This is a genomic window from Rivihabitans pingtungensis (genome assembly GCF_003201855.1).
GTDB classification, from domain to species: Bacteria; Pseudomonadota; Gammaproteobacteria; order Burkholderiales; family Aquaspirillaceae; genus Rivihabitans; species Rivihabitans pingtungensis.
The window spans coordinates 30631-45496 of the sequence record NZ_QJKI01000010.1 but is presented as its reverse complement, the minus strand read 5'-3'; the positions used below and the strand labels follow the sequence as shown (position 1 = coordinate 45496).

14 protein-coding genes and 5 tRNA genes are annotated in these 14866 nt (G+C 63.4%); 10 read left to right on the top strand and 9 right to left on the bottom strand.

The window, feature by feature from the left end; translation table 11 throughout:
• Positions 1 to 90: 90 nt before the first annotated feature.
• Entirely contained in the window at positions 91 to 450 is a 360-nt protein-coding gene (locus tag DFR34_RS09145; RefSeq protein WP_211309351.1) for a DUF6463 family protein, read from the bottom strand.
• A gap of 462 nt (positions 451 to 912) precedes the next feature.
• Here DFR34_RS09145 and DFR34_RS09140 point away from each other — a divergent pair, with 462 nt between their 5' ends.
• Positions 913 to 1977 carry a ParA family protein gene (locus DFR34_RS09140; protein WP_110390843.1) on the top strand — a complete coding sequence of 355 codons (1065 nt, stop codon included), beginning with the start codon at positions 913 to 915 and terminating at the stop codon, positions 1975 to 1977.
• A 102-nt stretch (positions 1978 to 2079) separates the two neighbouring features.
• Here the strand turns inward: DFR34_RS09140 and DFR34_RS09135 are convergent, their stop codons facing one another.
• The 5 genes from DFR34_RS09135 to DFR34_RS09115 form a co-directional block, all read right to left on the bottom strand.
• Positions 2080 to 3339, bottom strand: coding sequence for a hypothetical protein (locus DFR34_RS09135; RefSeq protein WP_110390842.1), 1260 nt, complete (start codon positions 3337 to 3339; stop codon positions 2080 to 2082).
• Positions 3340 to 3344: 5 nt separating this feature from the next.
• Positions 3345 to 4082: an outer membrane lipoprotein-sorting protein gene (locus DFR34_RS09130; RefSeq protein ID WP_110390841.1), complete on the bottom strand. Its 738-nt coding sequence runs from the start codon at positions 4080 to 4082 to the stop codon at positions 3345 to 3347.
• A gap of 425 nt (positions 4083 to 4507) precedes the next feature.
• The gene (locus DFR34_RS09125) at positions 4508 to 5731 is read right to left on the bottom strand and encodes an ABC transporter permease (protein WP_211309350.1); all 1224 of its coding nucleotides are present in this window, start codon (positions 5729 to 5731) and stop codon (positions 4508 to 4510) included.
• Positions 5716 to 6411, bottom strand: coding sequence for an ABC transporter ATP-binding protein (locus tag DFR34_RS09120; protein ID WP_110390840.1), 696 nt, complete (start codon positions 6409 to 6411; stop codon positions 5716 to 5718). The genes DFR34_RS09125 and DFR34_RS09120 overlap by 16 nt, the downstream gene beginning before the upstream one ends.
• Positions 6412 to 6422: 11 nt before the next feature.
• Positions 6423 to 6911, bottom strand: a complete 489-nt coding sequence (locus tag DFR34_RS09115) for a hypothetical protein (protein ID WP_146215110.1) — start codon at positions 6909 to 6911, stop codon at positions 6423 to 6425.
• A 236-nt stretch (positions 6912 to 7147) separates the two neighbouring features.
• Here DFR34_RS09115 and DFR34_RS09110 point away from each other — a divergent pair, with 236 nt between their 5' ends.
• Entirely contained in the window at positions 7148 to 8035 is an 888-nt protein-coding gene (locus DFR34_RS09110) for a LysR family transcriptional regulator (RefSeq protein ID WP_158281785.1), read from the top strand.
• 20 nt (positions 8036 to 8055) lie between these two features.
• Here DFR34_RS09110 and tilS read toward each other — a convergent pair whose 3' ends face one another.
• Both tilS and DFR34_RS09100 read right to left on the bottom strand, forming a co-directional pair.
• On the bottom strand, positions 8056 to 9405 hold the full coding sequence (gene tilS, locus DFR34_RS09105) for a tRNA lysidine(34) synthetase TilS (protein ID WP_110390837.1): 1350 nt from the start codon (positions 9403 to 9405) through the stop codon (positions 8056 to 8058).
• Positions 9374 to 10342, bottom strand: a complete 969-nt coding sequence (locus tag DFR34_RS09100) for an acetyl-CoA carboxylase carboxyltransferase subunit alpha (protein ID WP_110390836.1) — start codon at positions 10340 to 10342, stop codon at positions 9374 to 9376. The genes tilS and DFR34_RS09100 overlap by 32 nt, the downstream gene beginning before the upstream one ends.
• Between DFR34_RS09100 and DFR34_RS16880 the strand changes: the two genes are divergently transcribed.
• The 7 genes from DFR34_RS16880 (at position 10341) to DFR34_RS09070 (ending at position 12168) form a co-directional block, all read left to right on the top strand.
• Positions 10341 to 10799, top strand: coding sequence for a hypothetical protein (locus tag DFR34_RS16880; RefSeq protein WP_146215109.1), 459 nt, complete (start codon positions 10341 to 10343; stop codon positions 10797 to 10799). The two genes, DFR34_RS09100 and DFR34_RS16880, sit on opposite strands and share 2 nt — an antisense overlap.
• Positions 10777 to 10853: transfer RNA gene (locus DFR34_RS09095), tRNA-Val, on the top strand. The genes DFR34_RS16880 and DFR34_RS09095 overlap by 23 nt, the downstream gene beginning before the upstream one ends.
• Before the next feature lie 4 nt (positions 10854 to 10857).
• Positions 10858 to 10934: transfer RNA gene (locus tag DFR34_RS09090), tRNA-Asp, on the top strand.
• Positions 10935 to 10985: 51 nt separating this feature from the next.
• Positions 10986 to 11062: transfer RNA gene (locus tag DFR34_RS09085), tRNA-Asp, on the top strand.
• Between the two features lie 33 nt (positions 11063 to 11095).
• Positions 11096 to 11171: transfer RNA gene (locus DFR34_RS09080), tRNA-Val, on the top strand.
• A gap of 22 nt (positions 11172 to 11193) precedes the next feature.
• Positions 11194 to 11270, top strand: a tRNA-Asp gene (locus DFR34_RS09075).
• Positions 11271 to 11565: 295 nt separating this feature from the next.
• Positions 11566 to 12168: a CBS domain-containing protein gene (locus DFR34_RS09070; protein ID WP_110390835.1), complete on the top strand. Its 603-nt coding sequence runs from the start codon at positions 11566 to 11568 to the stop codon at positions 12166 to 12168.
• A 101-nt stretch (positions 12169 to 12269) separates the two neighbouring features.
• Here DFR34_RS09070 and DFR34_RS09065 read toward each other — a convergent pair whose 3' ends face one another.
• On the bottom strand, positions 12270 to 13061 hold the full coding sequence (locus DFR34_RS09065) for an alpha/beta fold hydrolase (RefSeq protein ID WP_110390834.1): 792 nt from the start codon (positions 13059 to 13061) through the stop codon (positions 12270 to 12272).
• A gap of 297 nt (positions 13062 to 13358) precedes the next feature.
• On the opposite strand from DFR34_RS09065, the gene DFR34_RS09060 reads away from it, so the two are divergent.
• On the top strand, positions 13359 to 14843 hold the full coding sequence (locus tag DFR34_RS09060; protein ID WP_158281784.1) for an AMP-binding protein: 1485 nt from the start codon (positions 13359 to 13361) through the stop codon (positions 14841 to 14843).
• Positions 14844 to 14866 lie beyond the last annotated feature (23 nt).

The window sequence follows — 14866 nt, the reverse complement described above, 5'->3', positions numbered from 1 at the left end:
GAAGGCTATGCGAAACTCAAAACCGGCTTTCCACGATCAATGTTACGGCAGCGCACCGTGACGCCGCTCGCCAAGCAGGCCAAGCCGCGCTCAACGCCACAGCCGCCACGCCACCGGCAAGGCCAACCAAAAGCCCGACGCCGGCATCAGCGTCACCCCAATCAGCACCAACACCAGCAAACCCACCGCCAACGTCGGGCTATGCCAAGCCGGCGTTTGCCGCTCCAATTCATCCACCGCCAGGCCCAGCAAGGCCAGCAGCACGCCAAACAGAAAAAACCACGCCACTGCCCCGCGCAGTGGATCACGCCCGACGCTATCCACCACCCCGGCCGCCCACAGCTCGCGCCACACCGGGGCAAACTCGACGCCCGCCACCAGGGTGTGCACCCCGGCAATTGCGCACAATGCCCGCCCACGCCAACGACGCCCACCCATTGCCAAACCCATCGCCCATCCTCCTGTTGCCCATCTCCGGCATGCCCCGGTAAGCGCGCAGAATACGCCCGCAGGTGGCGCGGGTCTTGTACGCAGACGACATCTTGCCGCCCCGGCCGACGGCGCTTACACTGCCAGACAGACGGCTGGGGAAAGCATCCCGAGCAGGAGCCGCTGGGAAACCAGTAGCCAGATCCTGACCTGGTTAGAGTTTAGACAACCGTGGATTCGGGCCGGTTGACAGTCGTACACGGGCGAGTCAGGCGACGTCCAACTTTTCGGTGAAATGCTGCACAGGCATCTGCCAGTCACCCTGAACAGGGCTTAAGAATGCCTCACAGGCATCAGTCAGTACACTTTCAGGCTCGTAGCGCATCGAGCTTCGATAGGAAAAAATCTGTGGTCTGAAAATACCTTAACACTAAAAAATCGGATCGCTCTACAATCAGCCAACAATCTAAGAAGGTGGGTCAAATGGCAGTTTATGCAATATGGAATAACAAAGGCGGCGTTGGCAAAAGTTATTTAACTTTCCAAGTTGCATCTGAATATGCGCAGCAAAATCCAAACAAGAAAGTTTTAGTTATTGATCTTTGCCCGCAGGCAAATTCATCGTCGATGCTGCTTGGCGGAATGGTCAATGGTGAGAATGCACTTGCTGCCTTGCATAGCACAGTTCCGAGAACATCAATCGCCGGATATATTAATGATCGAATCGTAAGTCCATATCAGAACCCAAGGACCGGGAGCCAGTATGTAAAACCGCTTGCCGCAACCAATCCGGCACTGCCAAGCAATCTTTATTTGATTGCAGGTGATGAGCAGCTCGAATTACAATCGTCAAGGGTTCGTGCAGCAACAGAACGTGGGCCAGATGATGCTTGGCGTCTCGTCCATATGTGGATTCGTGATCTGATTGCTGATGTTGCAGACGCGTGGGCCCATCATGAACATGAATATACCGTGTTCGTTGACTGTAATCCCAGCTTCTCCATTTATACAGAACTCGCGCTGTCGGCTTCAGACAGACTGATTATTCCTTTTTCAGCGGATGGTTCCTCGAAGCGCGCCGTTCGTTCTGTTTTAGCCCTCGCTTATGGTGTTAGCCGGCAACCTGGACAGGCACAGTCTGAGTTCTTCTTAGGAACTCTGAGGCACCAGATGAATCGGCCTAAAATCTACATGTATGTAGGCAACCGGTTGACGCAGAGCTATTACTCCTCAGCCGCAGCTTTCAAAACTGTTGTCGGAGAGATTGGCGACGAAATCTATGATGTGTGGTGCGCGAACCCGAATGAATTCAGCATCCATCCAGCGGGCTCGCCTTTTCCAGCCAGCAAGAGAACATTTAAAGCGATGTTCCAGAAAGAAGTTGGCGATGCCAACACGGCTTCTGTCGTATCTAGCACCTTGGGAACACCGATATGTCAGATGACTTCTGGCACTAAATTGGTTCTCGGTAAAAATGTCGTTGTGAATCAGTCTCAGCTAGATAAGCAGGCACCAAATATCCGGGACGTTGTTAGTGCCATTGAGTAACTGTCAAGTAACGGCTTTATTTTTCAGGGTGGCAGCTCAAGGCTGTCACTCGTTTGTCAAGTCCCGGCCTCCCAGCGAGGCCGTTTTCACGTCCCGCATTCTTCAATACGCCCACTCCAGCCAAGCATACGCTTGGCTGCGTTGCGGCAGTTGCCGGATCAGCGCACTGGCGGGGCCGGCGTGGCGGCGCAGGCCGGCTTCCAGTTTCAGGCGGTCGCCTTGCCAGCTGAGTGCGGCGGTGAGCATCAGCCCGCCGTCCTGCGGGTGATACAGCGCGTCCAGCGTGGGTTGCCAGCCGTCGTGCGTCCAGCTTAGCCGGGCAAACAGGCTGTCGCGGCGCAGATTGCCCGAGGTGGGGAACATCTGCGCTTGCCAGGCTTGGTTGCCGGCCACCGCCATGGCTGGCGCGCCGGCAGCGGCGTAGCGGCTCAGCTCGGCATTGCGCGCGGCCCAGCCGCGCCAGTCGGCGGCGGACGGCGCTGTGTCGTCGCGCCAGGCTTCCAGCAGCAGGCTGATTTGCTCGGCGGTGGTCCAGCTGCCGCCGATCAGCCATTGCCGGGCGCTGCCTTGCCGCTGGTTCAGCCAGGGGTTGCTGGCGCTCAATGGCGGGCTGTCGGCGCTGTGGCGCAGGGTGTCGTGGTGGCGCAGGTAGCGCGCCGAGGCGTGCAGTTCCAGCGATTCGTTCACCACCCAGGCGGCGGCCGCGCCCACGCTGGCGCCAGTGTGGGCGCCCAGGCGGGCAAAGCCGTGCCAGTCGGCGTCGCCGTCGCGCTGGTACACCCGCGCCGCCAGCGCCGGCTCGCTGCCGCCCGTGGCGCTGCGCCGGGCGGTGGGGTTGACCGCCGCCAGCGACCAGGCGCGCTCGGCGCTGAAATATTCGCCCAGCAGCATGCTGCGCCCTTCCAGCGGCAGATTCAGCAGGCTGCGCCGGGTTTCTTGTTGCACCAGGTCGTTGGGGCGAAAGCCCTGACCAACATCCCAGCTGAGCACTTTTTTGCCCACGGTCCATTGCCAGGGGCCGCTGCCGCCGCTGAGTTGGGCTTCATTGAATTGCATGCGGCCTTGCTCGTCCTCGCCGCTGCGCCGTCGCTGGCGCGCCAGCGCCTCCACCCGCAGTTGCGCGCCGCCCAGCATCAGCGCGCCTTGCAGCTGGGCTTCGCTGTTGAGCGTGCTGGGCGGGCTGATGGCCAGGCCGGCGGCGTCGGCGGCGGCCAGCGGGCCGGCATTGGCGGCGCGGCCGCCTTGCCAATAGGTGCGCAGCACGCCATGCCAGGCGGGATCATCGGCCTGGCTGGGCGTGGCGGCCAGCAGCGCGGCCAGCGCACAAGCGGCGCGGCGCCACAGCGGGGGCAAGCAGGTCATCGGGCTTAGTCCAGGCTGGGGTTGCGCACCAGGAACATCGGGTTCAGCCAGGTGTCGGGAATGCTGCGCGGCTTGCGGCTTTGGTAGCTCACTCGGGTTTCTTTTTGTTTGTTCAACTGGTCGGTCAGAATCATGTCGGTGACAGTGCTGCGCGCTTTGTCCAGGGTGAAGCGCGCCTGCTTGGCCAGTTTGTCGGATTGCACATACAGATCAGCGCGCACCGGCTCGTGGCGGGTTTTGCCCAGCCACAGCTCGATGCGCGAGTAGGTCACCCCCTTGCGTGTGGCGTGCAGGCTCAGGTGCAGGCATTGGCGGGCGGCCTCATTGGGCTGGCAGGGTTCTTCGCCCACCAGTTCGGCGCGGTAGTCGCCGCTCCAGCTCAGTGTGGCGATGTCGCCGGTAGAGGCGTCGCCCAACAGTTTTTGCATCGGCGTGATGCGCAGCGGGCGCTGGCTGTTGGGCATCAGCAGCCAAAAGTCATCGCCCAGCATCAGCACTTTTTGGCCTTGTTCGGCCGGGCTTTGCATCAGCACCAGCGATTGGCGGCCGGCCTGGGCAAACACGGTGTAGCGGCGTTCTTTGTCCAGCTCGCCGCTGGCGTGGTAGGTTTGCACCAGGGTTTCCACTTGCAGGTTGTCGGCGCTCATGCGGTAGCGGTCGGCGTCGCGCAGCAGGGTGTCGAGGTCTTGTCCCCAGGCGGGGGCGATGGCGCAGAGCGCCAATAAGCAGGCTGTTCGGGTCATGGTGGGTCTTTGTGCAAAGCTAAACGTGTTCAGAATATGTGCGCGCGCTGCGCGCAGTATTTGGTTGGGGCGGGGTTTCACCCCGCACCCGACCCTATTTCTTTGTCTCGCCAAAGAAATAGGGGAAAGAAAGGCGACCCGGGCGCGCGGTCAGCCCTGCGGGCTGACTGCCCTGTGCTTCTCGAAAGTCAGGGCCGCCACGGAATGGCGCGTCGGCTGCGCCGCCGCTTAGCCGTGGCGGACACCTCCCTGACTTTCTGCGATGCTCGGCGCGCTTAACGGGGGGTAGACCGGCTAAGCACAACCGTCAGCACATGAAGAGCCGCTAACAAAACGCTTCTGGCGTTGGGGTGTGCGGTCGTGCGCCTCGCCAGGATCGCTTCGCTGAGTTTGGTGAGCGACGCTAAAAATCAGCCCATCATCACTCAGGTATGCGCCAGCGCATCCACCACCGGCAGGCGCACGGTTTTGCGCGCCACCAGCAGCGAGGCGGTCAAGGTCAGCAGCAGCATCAGGCTCATCACCACGGCGTACATGCTGGCGTCCACGGTCACCAACAGCGGGTAGCCGACGCTGCGGCCGGGTGGGGGCGGCATGTCCATCGGAAACACATGCAACAGCGCGCTGATGGCCAGCGCCAGCGCCGCGCCCAGCAGGGCGCCGGCGCCGCCCAGCAAGGCGCCTTCCAGGCCCAGTGTGCACAGCAGTTGGCTGGGCAGGGTGCCCAGCGCGCGCAGGGCGCCGATTTCGCGGGTGCGCTCGATGATGGCCATGGCCATGGCGTTGGCCACCACGGACACCACAATCACCGCGATGATCAGGCCCAGCGCGCCAAAGATGCGGTTATACAGATTGCGCACCGCCCGGTAGAACGCGGCTTGTTCTTCCCAGGTTTGCACCGCCAGTTGCGGCAGTTGCGCGGCCAGGCGCTGGCGCGCGGGCTCGGTGGCTTCCATGCGATCGAGAAACACGCCCAGGGTGGAGACTTTGTCGGTCACCAGCAGCTGCTGGGCGGTGGCGATGCTGGTGTACACCATGCGCTTGTCCACTTCCGGCACGCCAGTGGTGAACAGCCCGGCGACGACGACGTCCACCGCGTTCATGGCGCCTTCGGTGGTGCTGGCCAGCAGGGTGAGGCTGTCGCCGGGGCGGGCTTTCAGGTTGCGCGCCAGGTCGGCGCCCAGCATCACTTGCGGCTGGGCGGCGTCGGCGGCCAGGGTTTTGCCGGCGGTGACGGTCAAAAACGGGCCTTTGACGGTGAATTCGCCGTCCGGGTCCACCCCGGCGGCCAGCATCACCGTGGATTTGTCGCCATTGCTGATCAAGCCGGTAAACGCCACGCGCGGCAGCACATGGCGCACCGCCGGGTCGGCCAATAGCGTGGCGCGCAGTTGTTGCACGCCGCTTAAGCCGTGTTGCAGCGGCACGTCTTCGTCGCGGTCAAACTGCGCGGGCGTGCCCAGCACCAGATGGCCGCTGTCGCGGGCGGAGGCTTCGGCCAGGCTTTCGTAGGTATAGAGGGCAAAGCCGCCCGCCAGCAGCATGCCGGCCGCGCCCAGCGCCACAATCGACACCGTCACTAGCGAGCGGCGGCGGTTGCGCAGGGTGTTGTGCCAGGCAAATTTCAACCAGGTCAGCAAGGCGCGCATTGGATTCTCCCGTCCAGTAAATTCACCACCCGATCACAGCGGGCGGTCAGCCGGTTGTCGTGGGTGGCGATGACAAAGGCGGCGCCTTCGGCGCGGCCGCGTTCGCGCATCAGCGCCAGCACTTGCTCGGCGGTGTGCGAATCCAGGCTGGCGGTGGGTTCGTCGGCAATCACCAGGCTGGGGCGCTTGATCAGCGCGCGGGCAATCGCCACCCGCTGGCGCTGGCCGCCGCTGAGCGCATCCGGGCGGTGGTGGGCGTGTTCGGCCAGGCCCACGGCCGCCAGTTGCGCCGCCACCCGCGCGCGGCGCTCGGCCGGCGGCACATCGGCCAGAAACAGCGGGTAATCGACGTTCTCGGCCACGGTCATCACCGGAATCAGATTGAAGTTCTGAAACACAAAGCCCAGCGCATCGCGGCGCAGCAGGGTGCGCGCGGTTTCATCCAGCGCATTGACGGGCTGGCCGTTGAGCTCGATGTCGCCGGCGTCCGGGGTGTCGATCAGCCCGCACAGGTTCAACAGCGTGCTTTTGCCGCTGCCGGACGGGCCGGTCAGCGCCAACAGCTCGCCGGCCTGCACGTCCAGGTCCACGCCGCGCAAGGCGTCGATGCGGTGTGCGCCCAGTTGGTAGTGTTTATGCACACCGGCCAGGCGCAATACTGGCCCATTCTGTGGCGACATCAAGACCGCGCTCATAAGCCCACCCCGTATTGTTTGGCGGTTTGCCGCACACGCTCGCGCAAGGCGGCAGGCGCGGCGGCCAGTTGCGGATGGGCCTGCACTTGCGCCAGCAGCCGCATGCCCTGCTCGTGGCGGTGCATCACCGTGGGCACCGCCAGAAAGGTGCGCGCCGCCACATACTGAACTTCCAGCGTGGTGGCCGCGCCGCTCGGGCTGAGCCCTGGCTGGCCCGTTGCCAACATGGCCAGTGATTTATCCAGCATGGCCAGGCCATCCTCGGCCTGACGCATTTTTTTCCAGGGCATCCACATGGTTTTGGCCAGCATGGCCGTGGCCGCGCCACGGTAGGCCAGCAATACCGCATTGCCTGGTTCGGACTGGGACAGCGCAGAAAATGCCTCAGCTGCGGGCTCGATGGCGGCATCGTCGCCATCGCTGGCTTGTAAAAACACATGCAAAGCCGGCATGAATTGCGCTTCGTTGACGGCGTGCGCCGGCATGGTGATCAAGCAAAGCGCACAGCAGGCACCAAGCCACAGGGATTTGAACATCAGAAGCCTCGCTATCAGGGGGTCATGCTGACAGTATGGCGAGGTGGCTGCGCGGGCTCAGTAAGCATGTGACGAAAGGGGTTATTCACGGCGTCAGCCGGGATGCCAGGCCCGCCAAACGCGGGCTCGCCATGTCGGCAAATTTCCCCGATGATGGCGAACCCATGGCTGTCTGGATCTCTGCAATGCGATTTGATTTTGTCGATCTGCGCCTGTTGGTGCATGTGGCCGAAGCCGGCAACCTCACTGCCGGCGCCGCGCGCCTGCCGATTGCCCTGTCGGCGGCCAGCCAGCGCATCCGCAAGCTGGAAACCCTGTTTGGCGTGAGTTTGTTCGAGCGCGAGCGCGACGGCGTGCGGCTGACGGCCGATGGCGAGCGTTGCGTCGAGCATGCCCGGCTGCTGCTGCGCGGGGCCGACCGCATGCAGCGCGAGCTGACCCACCCGGCGCAGCAAGGTCGCCATGTGTTGCGCCTGGCCGCCACCACGGTGACCACGGCGGAATTTTTACCCGATGTGCTCGGGCGCTTTTTGGCGCTGCACCCGCAGGTGGACGTGGAAATCGACGAACGGCAAAGCGCGGCGGCGATTCAGGCCATCCGCGACGGCGAGCACGATCTGGGCATTATCGACGGCAACACCGGCGCCGAGCGGCTGGCGCTGCTGCCGTTCAGTCGCGACAAGCTGGTGCTGGTGGCGCACGCCGGCCATCCGCTGGCGGCGCGCCAGCAGGTGTCGTTTGCCGAAGCGCTGGATCATCCGTTTGTCGCTCTGCGCCCGGACAGCGGTATGCAGCAATTTATCGAGCGCGCCGCGCTGCTGCACGGCGGCAAGCTGCAAGTGCGGCTGCGCGTGCCCAGTTTCGAGGCGCTATACCGATTGGTGGCGGCGGGGGCGGGTTTGGGGGTGTTGCCAGAAGCGGCCGCGCTGCGCTATCGCAGCGCCGGCCAGCCGGTGACCATTGTCGAGTTTCGTGATCGCTGGGCCGAGCGCGAGTTAAAGCTGTGTGCGCGCGACTTTGTCAGCCTGTCGCCCTTGCAGCAGACTTTCGTGGCGTTTTTGACGCCGGCCTGACGCCGTGCTGCCGGGCCCGCTCAATAGCCGTCGTAAGGCAGCCACACCGGCACATAGCCGACGTCCGGTTCAGCGGCCAGCAGCTCGGTGTTGATGCCAGCGCCGGGCGCGGCGAGCAGGGTGTCGTTCTGATAGATCAGCGGCAGGCGCTCGCGCCGGTAAGGCGGCATGCCGGCTTCTTGCAGCAGGTTTTTCAGGGTTTTGGTCACGCCGTTTTGCGGCAGGCTCTCGCCGCCCTGGCGCGGGCGCAGGGTCAGGCCGCCGGTCAGCGCCACCTGGCGCAGGCCGCCATTGGCAATCGGGTTAAAGCGCAGCCGGCCGCCCCAATCGGGGAAGTCCAGGGTGAGTTGCTCGGGCGAGAATTCAAAGGCAATCGGCGCGGAGGGGGTGGTGAACGGGCGAATCAGATAGGCGCGCTGGCGATAGCGGGTGAGCCGCCAGGCGCCAACGTCGATCATCGGATTGGCGTCGGGCGCGGCGTCCAAAAGCTGCACCAGCGCTTCGTCCAGCCCATCCGGGGTAAGCGCGCCGCCGCGCTCTTCCACCCAGGCAAACAAGGCATTGCGCGCACGCGGCAGCGACACATGGGCGAGTACGTCCAGGTCGAGCGAGCTGTCGGCGCCAACCATCAACTCCAGGTCGGACGCCGCCAGTTCGTCCAGCAGCGCGGCGGCATCGGCGGCACGGCGCACGCTGCGCAATAGCTGCTCGCGGTAGTCCGGGTAGCCTTGCGCCAGGCGCGGCAGGATGTCGTGGCGCAAAAAATTGCGCCGCAAGCGGGTGTCGTCGTTGCTGTCGTCTTCGATCCAGATCCAGTCTTCCACCGTGGCCAGCGCTTCCAGTTGGTCGCGGGTGGCGTTCAGCAGCGGCCGCCATAACTGGGTGTGCTCGGTCAGCGCGCGCGTCACCGGCATGGCGGCCAGGCCGTGCGGGCCGGCGCCGCGCAGCAGTTGCAGCAGGATGGTTTCCGCCTGATCGTCGGCGTGGTGCGCCAGCGCCAGCACATCGGCCTGGCTCTGGGCAAAAATGGCGTAGCGCGCCTGACGGGCTTCGGCCTCCAGGCTGTCGCCGCCGCCCCAGTTGACCTCCACCTTGGCGGTGCGCAAGGGAATGTTCAGCGAGGCGCACAGCCATTGGCAGAATTCCTGCCAGTCGCCGGCGCGCAGATTGATCTGATGATTGACATGCACGGCAGACAGGCGAAAGCCGCGCCGTTTGGCCAGGTCGGCCAAGAGATAGGTGAGGCAGACGGAATCCACCCCACCGCTGAGCGCCACTTCGATATGGCGCGCCTCTGGAAACGCCTCGTGCAAGGCGCTTTCCAGATAGTCCACCCAATCAAGCCTCAGCGTCGTCCTTGAATCGGCCATAGTTCATCAAGCGGTCAAAGCGTTGTTTGAGCAGTTCATCCACCGGGGCGTCCTGCAGATCGCGCAACGCTTCGGCCAGCGCGCGCTTCATGGATTGCATCATCGCCGCATGGTCGCGCTGGGCGCCGCCCAAGGGCTCGTTGATGACTTTGTCGATCAGGCCCAGGGTTTTCAGTCGGCTGGCGGTGATGCCCAGGGTTTCGGCGGCCTCGGGGGCTTTTTCGGCGCTCTTCCACAGGATGGAGGCACAGCCTTCCGGCGAAATCACCGAATACGTGGAGTATTGCAGCATGTTCAGCTGGTCGCCCACGGCAATTGCCAGCGCGCCGCCAGAGCCGCCCTCGCCGATCACCGTGCAGATGATGGGCACGCGCAGGCGGGTCATTTCATACAGATTGCGGCCAATGGCTTCGGACTGACCGCGTTCTTCTGCGCCGATGCCAGGGTAGGCGCCGGGGGTGTCAATAAAGGTGATGATGGGCAGATTGAATTTTTCTGCGGTTTTCATCAGCCGCAAGGCCTTGCGATAGCCTTCCGGGCGCGGCATGCCAAAGTTACGGTAGATCTTTTCTTTGGTGTCGCGGCCCTTCTGGTGGCCGATCACCATCACCGACTGGCCATTGAAGCGGGCCAGGCCGCCCACAATGGCCGGATCGTCGGCATAGGCGCGGTCGCCGTGCAGCTCGTGAAAGTCGGTAAAGATGCTTTTGATGTAATCCAGCGTATACGGGCGCTGCGGGTGGCGCGCCACCTGGGAGATCTGCCACGGGGTGAGCTTGGCGTACACAGCCTTGGTCAGTTCCTGGCTTTTCTTTTGCAGACGGCTGATCTCTTCCGAGATGTCCAGCACCGAATCATCCTGGACAAAGCGCAGCTCTTCGATCTTGCTTTCCAGTTCGGCAATGGGCTGCTCGAAATCGAGAAAAGTGGTTTTCATGCGTGACATCGGTCGATTTCAGAATCGGGCAATCATACAGGAGGCCTTTGGCGTTTGCCATGAAACGGTTGTTCGGATTGTGGCGAAATGGCGCAAAAGCGCCTGCATACCGGGCACTGCCTTGATCCAGGGCAGATGGAGATTGGTTTGTGTATTTACGCATAAGACCATCGCGGCAGGCTGGCATGCGAATACGGCAAACACGGCGATTATCGCCCGCAGGCAGGTGCGCACGCATGCACAGCAGGCACGCCCAATTGCCGATTTATCAAACAACATGCTGTTTTCAAAAAATATTCAAGGTAGTTCACCCGCCATCCGACATGGTCCGGCAAGAAAAAATGCACATTTTTGCAAAAAAACGCTTGCACACCTCATGGGCCTATGGTTAAATGCGCACCTCTTCGCTGCAGCGCAAACAGCAACGCAGCGATGGGCGGTTAGTCTCAGTTGGTAGAGCACTGCCTTCACACGGCAGGGGTCACTGGTTCGAGTCCAGTACCGCCCACCATTTAGGAGTGGTAGTTCAGTTGGTTAGAATACCGGCCTGTCACGCCGGGGGTCGCGGGTTCGAGTCCCGTCCACTCCGCCAACCCCAAGCAGTACTCAGCAATACCGTGCATTCGCGCAATCTCTGCCCGCTGGAGTGGTAGTTCAGTTGGTTAGAATACCGGCCTGTCACGCCGGGGGTCGCGGGTTCGAGTCCCGTCCACTCCGCCAATTCAGAGAATATCGCGTTTGCCATTGCACTGTGGGTGATTAGCTCAGTTGGTAGAGCGTCTGCCTTACAAGCAGAATGTCGGCGGTTCGACCCCGTCATCACCCACCACGCTTCTATAGCGTTACAATTCGGAGTGGTAGTTCAGTTGGTTAGAATACCGGCCTGTCACGCCGGGGGTCGCGGGTTCGAGTCCCGTCCACTCCGCCAATACTCAGTAAGATATCGCCACCGCCAGGTGGTTTTTTTACGTCCTTACGCCAGCGGTGTTCTGCCGCATCCTGTCTTTTCCGGCTTTTCACTTCTGTCTGTCTTGCTCTGCGTGGTTTTTTTATCTGTTTGCCATGCAAACGAGTGTTCTTCACGACAGGCAAGCAATTTCTCGCGTGCGCGCTAGAATGGAATCAGAAACACGTCATTCAGTCCATGTCCGGCGTGTTTCACCACCATAACAGCCCGCCGGCGCCGGAGATTCGCCACGGGCGCACAATGAGGAGATTCAGTCATGGATGCTCTGTTTCACCCCCTGCCAACCAGCCAACTGCCCGTCAATACCGATTTATTGCATCTGGACGAACGTCCGGCCCGCCCGGTGACTTACGACAGTCCGGCGCTGGAGGTGATGACCGACCTGCGCGTGCTTGATCCGGTCAGCATTGCTGAGGACGCCACGCTGGACGCCGCGCACACGCTGATGGTCAGCCGCGCCATTCGCCTGCTGTTTGTCACCGACGGCGACCATCACCTGACCGGGGTGATCACCGCCACCGACGTGCTGGGTGAGCGGCCAATGCAGTGCATCCATCAGGATGGCAAGCGCCACACGGAAATCCTGGTGCGCGACGTGATGACCCCGCGCACCCAGCTGGACACCTTGCAGCTCAAAGACGTCAGCCACGCCAAGGTGGGCCAGCTGATCGCCACCATGAAACAGCTGGGCCGTCAGCACACCCTGGTGGTGGAGCACAACGCCCACACCGGCCACCACGAGCTGTGCGGGCTGTTTTCTACCTCGCACATCGCCCGCCGCCTGGGCGTATCGCTGAATTTTATCCGCGTGCCGCAGACGTTTTCCGAAATTCAGCACACGCTGACCCACCCGGCCTGAGCGGGTTTTGCCCGCCAGGAGCATGCAGACAAAACCGCCATTTCCACACGAGTGGGCATGGCGGTTTTTGATTTTGCCGGGTTTGGCGCCTGCTTTAGCGTTCAGCCGCCGCATAGTTCGCCGATGATCTGACGCAACTGTGCGGCGGTTTCGCGCGGGCGCTCCAGCGGAAACAAATGACGACCGGGGTGTTCGTATAATTTCAGGCCAAAGCGCCGGCAGGCAAAGCGCACATCGCTGGGGCGCATCACCTCATGGCGGCTGCACGCCACATAGGCGCCGGGCACCGCCAGCCGGCCGCGATAGGCGGCAAAGCTGTGCGGCAGGGTGGCGAAAATCCGGCCTTCGATCTGCGGCTGAAAGCGCAGGCGCACGCCGTGCTCGCTGGCGTCGGCGCCGTGTTCAATATAATCGCGCAGCGCCTGCGGCGAAAACTCGGCAAACAGCGCCTTGCCGGCAAAGTGCTGCACCGCGCTATCGGCGTCCGGCCAGTGCGCGCGGCGGCGCAAGGCCGCGCCGGCCGGGGTGATGCGCTCGGTTTGCCCCAGCAATTTGCCCAGCCAGATCAAGCGCCCGCGCCAGGGGTTGAACAGCGGCGCATCCAGCAACACCACGGCGCGAAACGCCTGCGGCCGGCGCAGCGCCGCCAGCAGGGTGATCACCCCGCCCAGCGAATGCCCCACGCCAATCACCGGCTGGGTGTAACGCGCTTGCAGGGTGTGCAGGGTTTCTTCCACCAGATGCGGCCAACTGTCGGTCACCGGATAGCGCGGATCGTGGCCGATCATGTCCAGATAGCCCATGTCGTAATCCGGCGACAACTCAGCAAACAGCTGGCGGTACACCGGCGCCGGAAACCCGTTGGCGTGAGAAAAATGAATGATGTCGCGCATGCTTTGTGAGCTCCCTGTCTGGCGGCCGATTGCGCTTGGCGCGGCGCACAACACCGGCCTGGCCTTGCCGTATTTTTTTGTACTGTCTGCGGTTGCGCGGCTCTGCGCTGAGGAAGGTGAGCCGTGCTGATACACCCAGAGCCAGTGTCGGCCTGGCGATAAGGTCGTCGCACCGAACAAGCAAACAGTTGTTTTAATTTCTCCGCCAGCATTGTAAACACCTCAATGCAGTTCCCGCCATGGTGGCGGCAAATCTTGCTAACATCATGCTCTCCCGCCGCTGCCTCTGGAGCTGTCATGATGCGTCCCAACCCTGCCGACTGGCTGGCCTTTCACGCCCACACCCGCCCGCAGGCGCGCGCGCTGGCTGCGCCAGCCGAGGGGGTGCTGTATGACTACGCCAGCCTGCATGCCCGCGTCGAGCGCCTGGCCGGCGGCCTGGCTGCGCGCGGGGTGACGGCCGGCGCGCGGCTGGCGGTGCTGGCGCTGAATCACAGCGACACCCTGTGCCTGACGCTGGCCTGCGCCCGACTGGGCGCCATGCTGCTGCCGCTGAACTGGCGGCTGACCGCCAGCGAGCTGCAATACCAGCTCGACGACGCCGAACCGGCCTGGCTGTGGCATGACGATACCCACGCCGCGCTGGCCCACCAACTGAGCGGCCCGGCATGCGCGCCGCTGGCCACGCTGGACGACTGGCTGGCCGCGCCGCTGCACCCCACGCCGGACATCGACCCGGAAACCCCGCTCTTGCTGCTGTACACCTCGGGCACCACCGGCCGGCCCAAGGGCGCCTTGCTGTCGCAACGCATGCTGGCGGCCAATGCCGACAATACCGCGCTGTCCTGGGATTTGTCCGGCGCGGACAGCAGCGTGGCGCATGCGCCGTTTTTTCATACTGGCGGACTGAATGTGCTGACCCTGCCGCTCTTGCAGCGCGGCGGCTTCAGCGTGTTGCTGCCGCGTTTTGACCCCGGCCAGGTGCTGGACGCCATCGTCCGCTGGCGCTTGAGCGTGCTGTTTGCCGTGCCGACCATGTTCCAGATGCTGGCCGACCACCCCGACTTTGCCGCAGCGGAACTGGGCAGCCTGCGCTTTTGCATCTCGGGCGGCGCGCCCTGCCCGATTCCGCTGATCGAGCACTGGGCGGCGCGTGGGCTGACCTTCAAGCAAGGCTACGGCCTAACCGAAGCCGGGGTGAACTGCCTGACCCTGCCAGAAGCCTACGCGGTGTCGCATCGCGGCTCGGTGGGCTTTGCCAACTGGGGCACGCAAACGCGCATTGTCGATGAGGCCGGCCAGGATGTGGCCGTCGATCAGGTGGGCGAGCTGTGGCTGGCCGGGCCAACCTTGTGTTCTGGCTACTGGCGACGGCCAGACGCCAGCGCCGAGCTGTTTGCCGGCCGCTGGCTGAAAACCGGCGACCTGTTCCGCCGCGACGCCGCCGGTTTTCATTATGTGGTGGACCGCAAAAAAGACATGTATATCAGCGGCGGCGAGAATGTTTACCCGGCCGAGGTGGAAGCCGCCATCCAGCGCCACCCCGGCGTGCGCGCCGCCGCCGTGGTGGGCGTGGCCGATGCGCGCTGGGGCGAGGTGGGCCATGCTTTTGTCGAAATGGCCGCCGGCCTGACCCTGAACGTTGACGCCTTGAATGCCCATCTGGCCAGTTGCCTGGCGCGCTTCAAGCGCCCGCAGCGCATTGAGCAACTCGACGCGCTGCCGCTGACGCCCTCGGGCAAGGTGCACAAGGTGGCGCTGCGCGCACGGGCCGGGGGCTGACGGCAAGCATGCCGATCACCCAC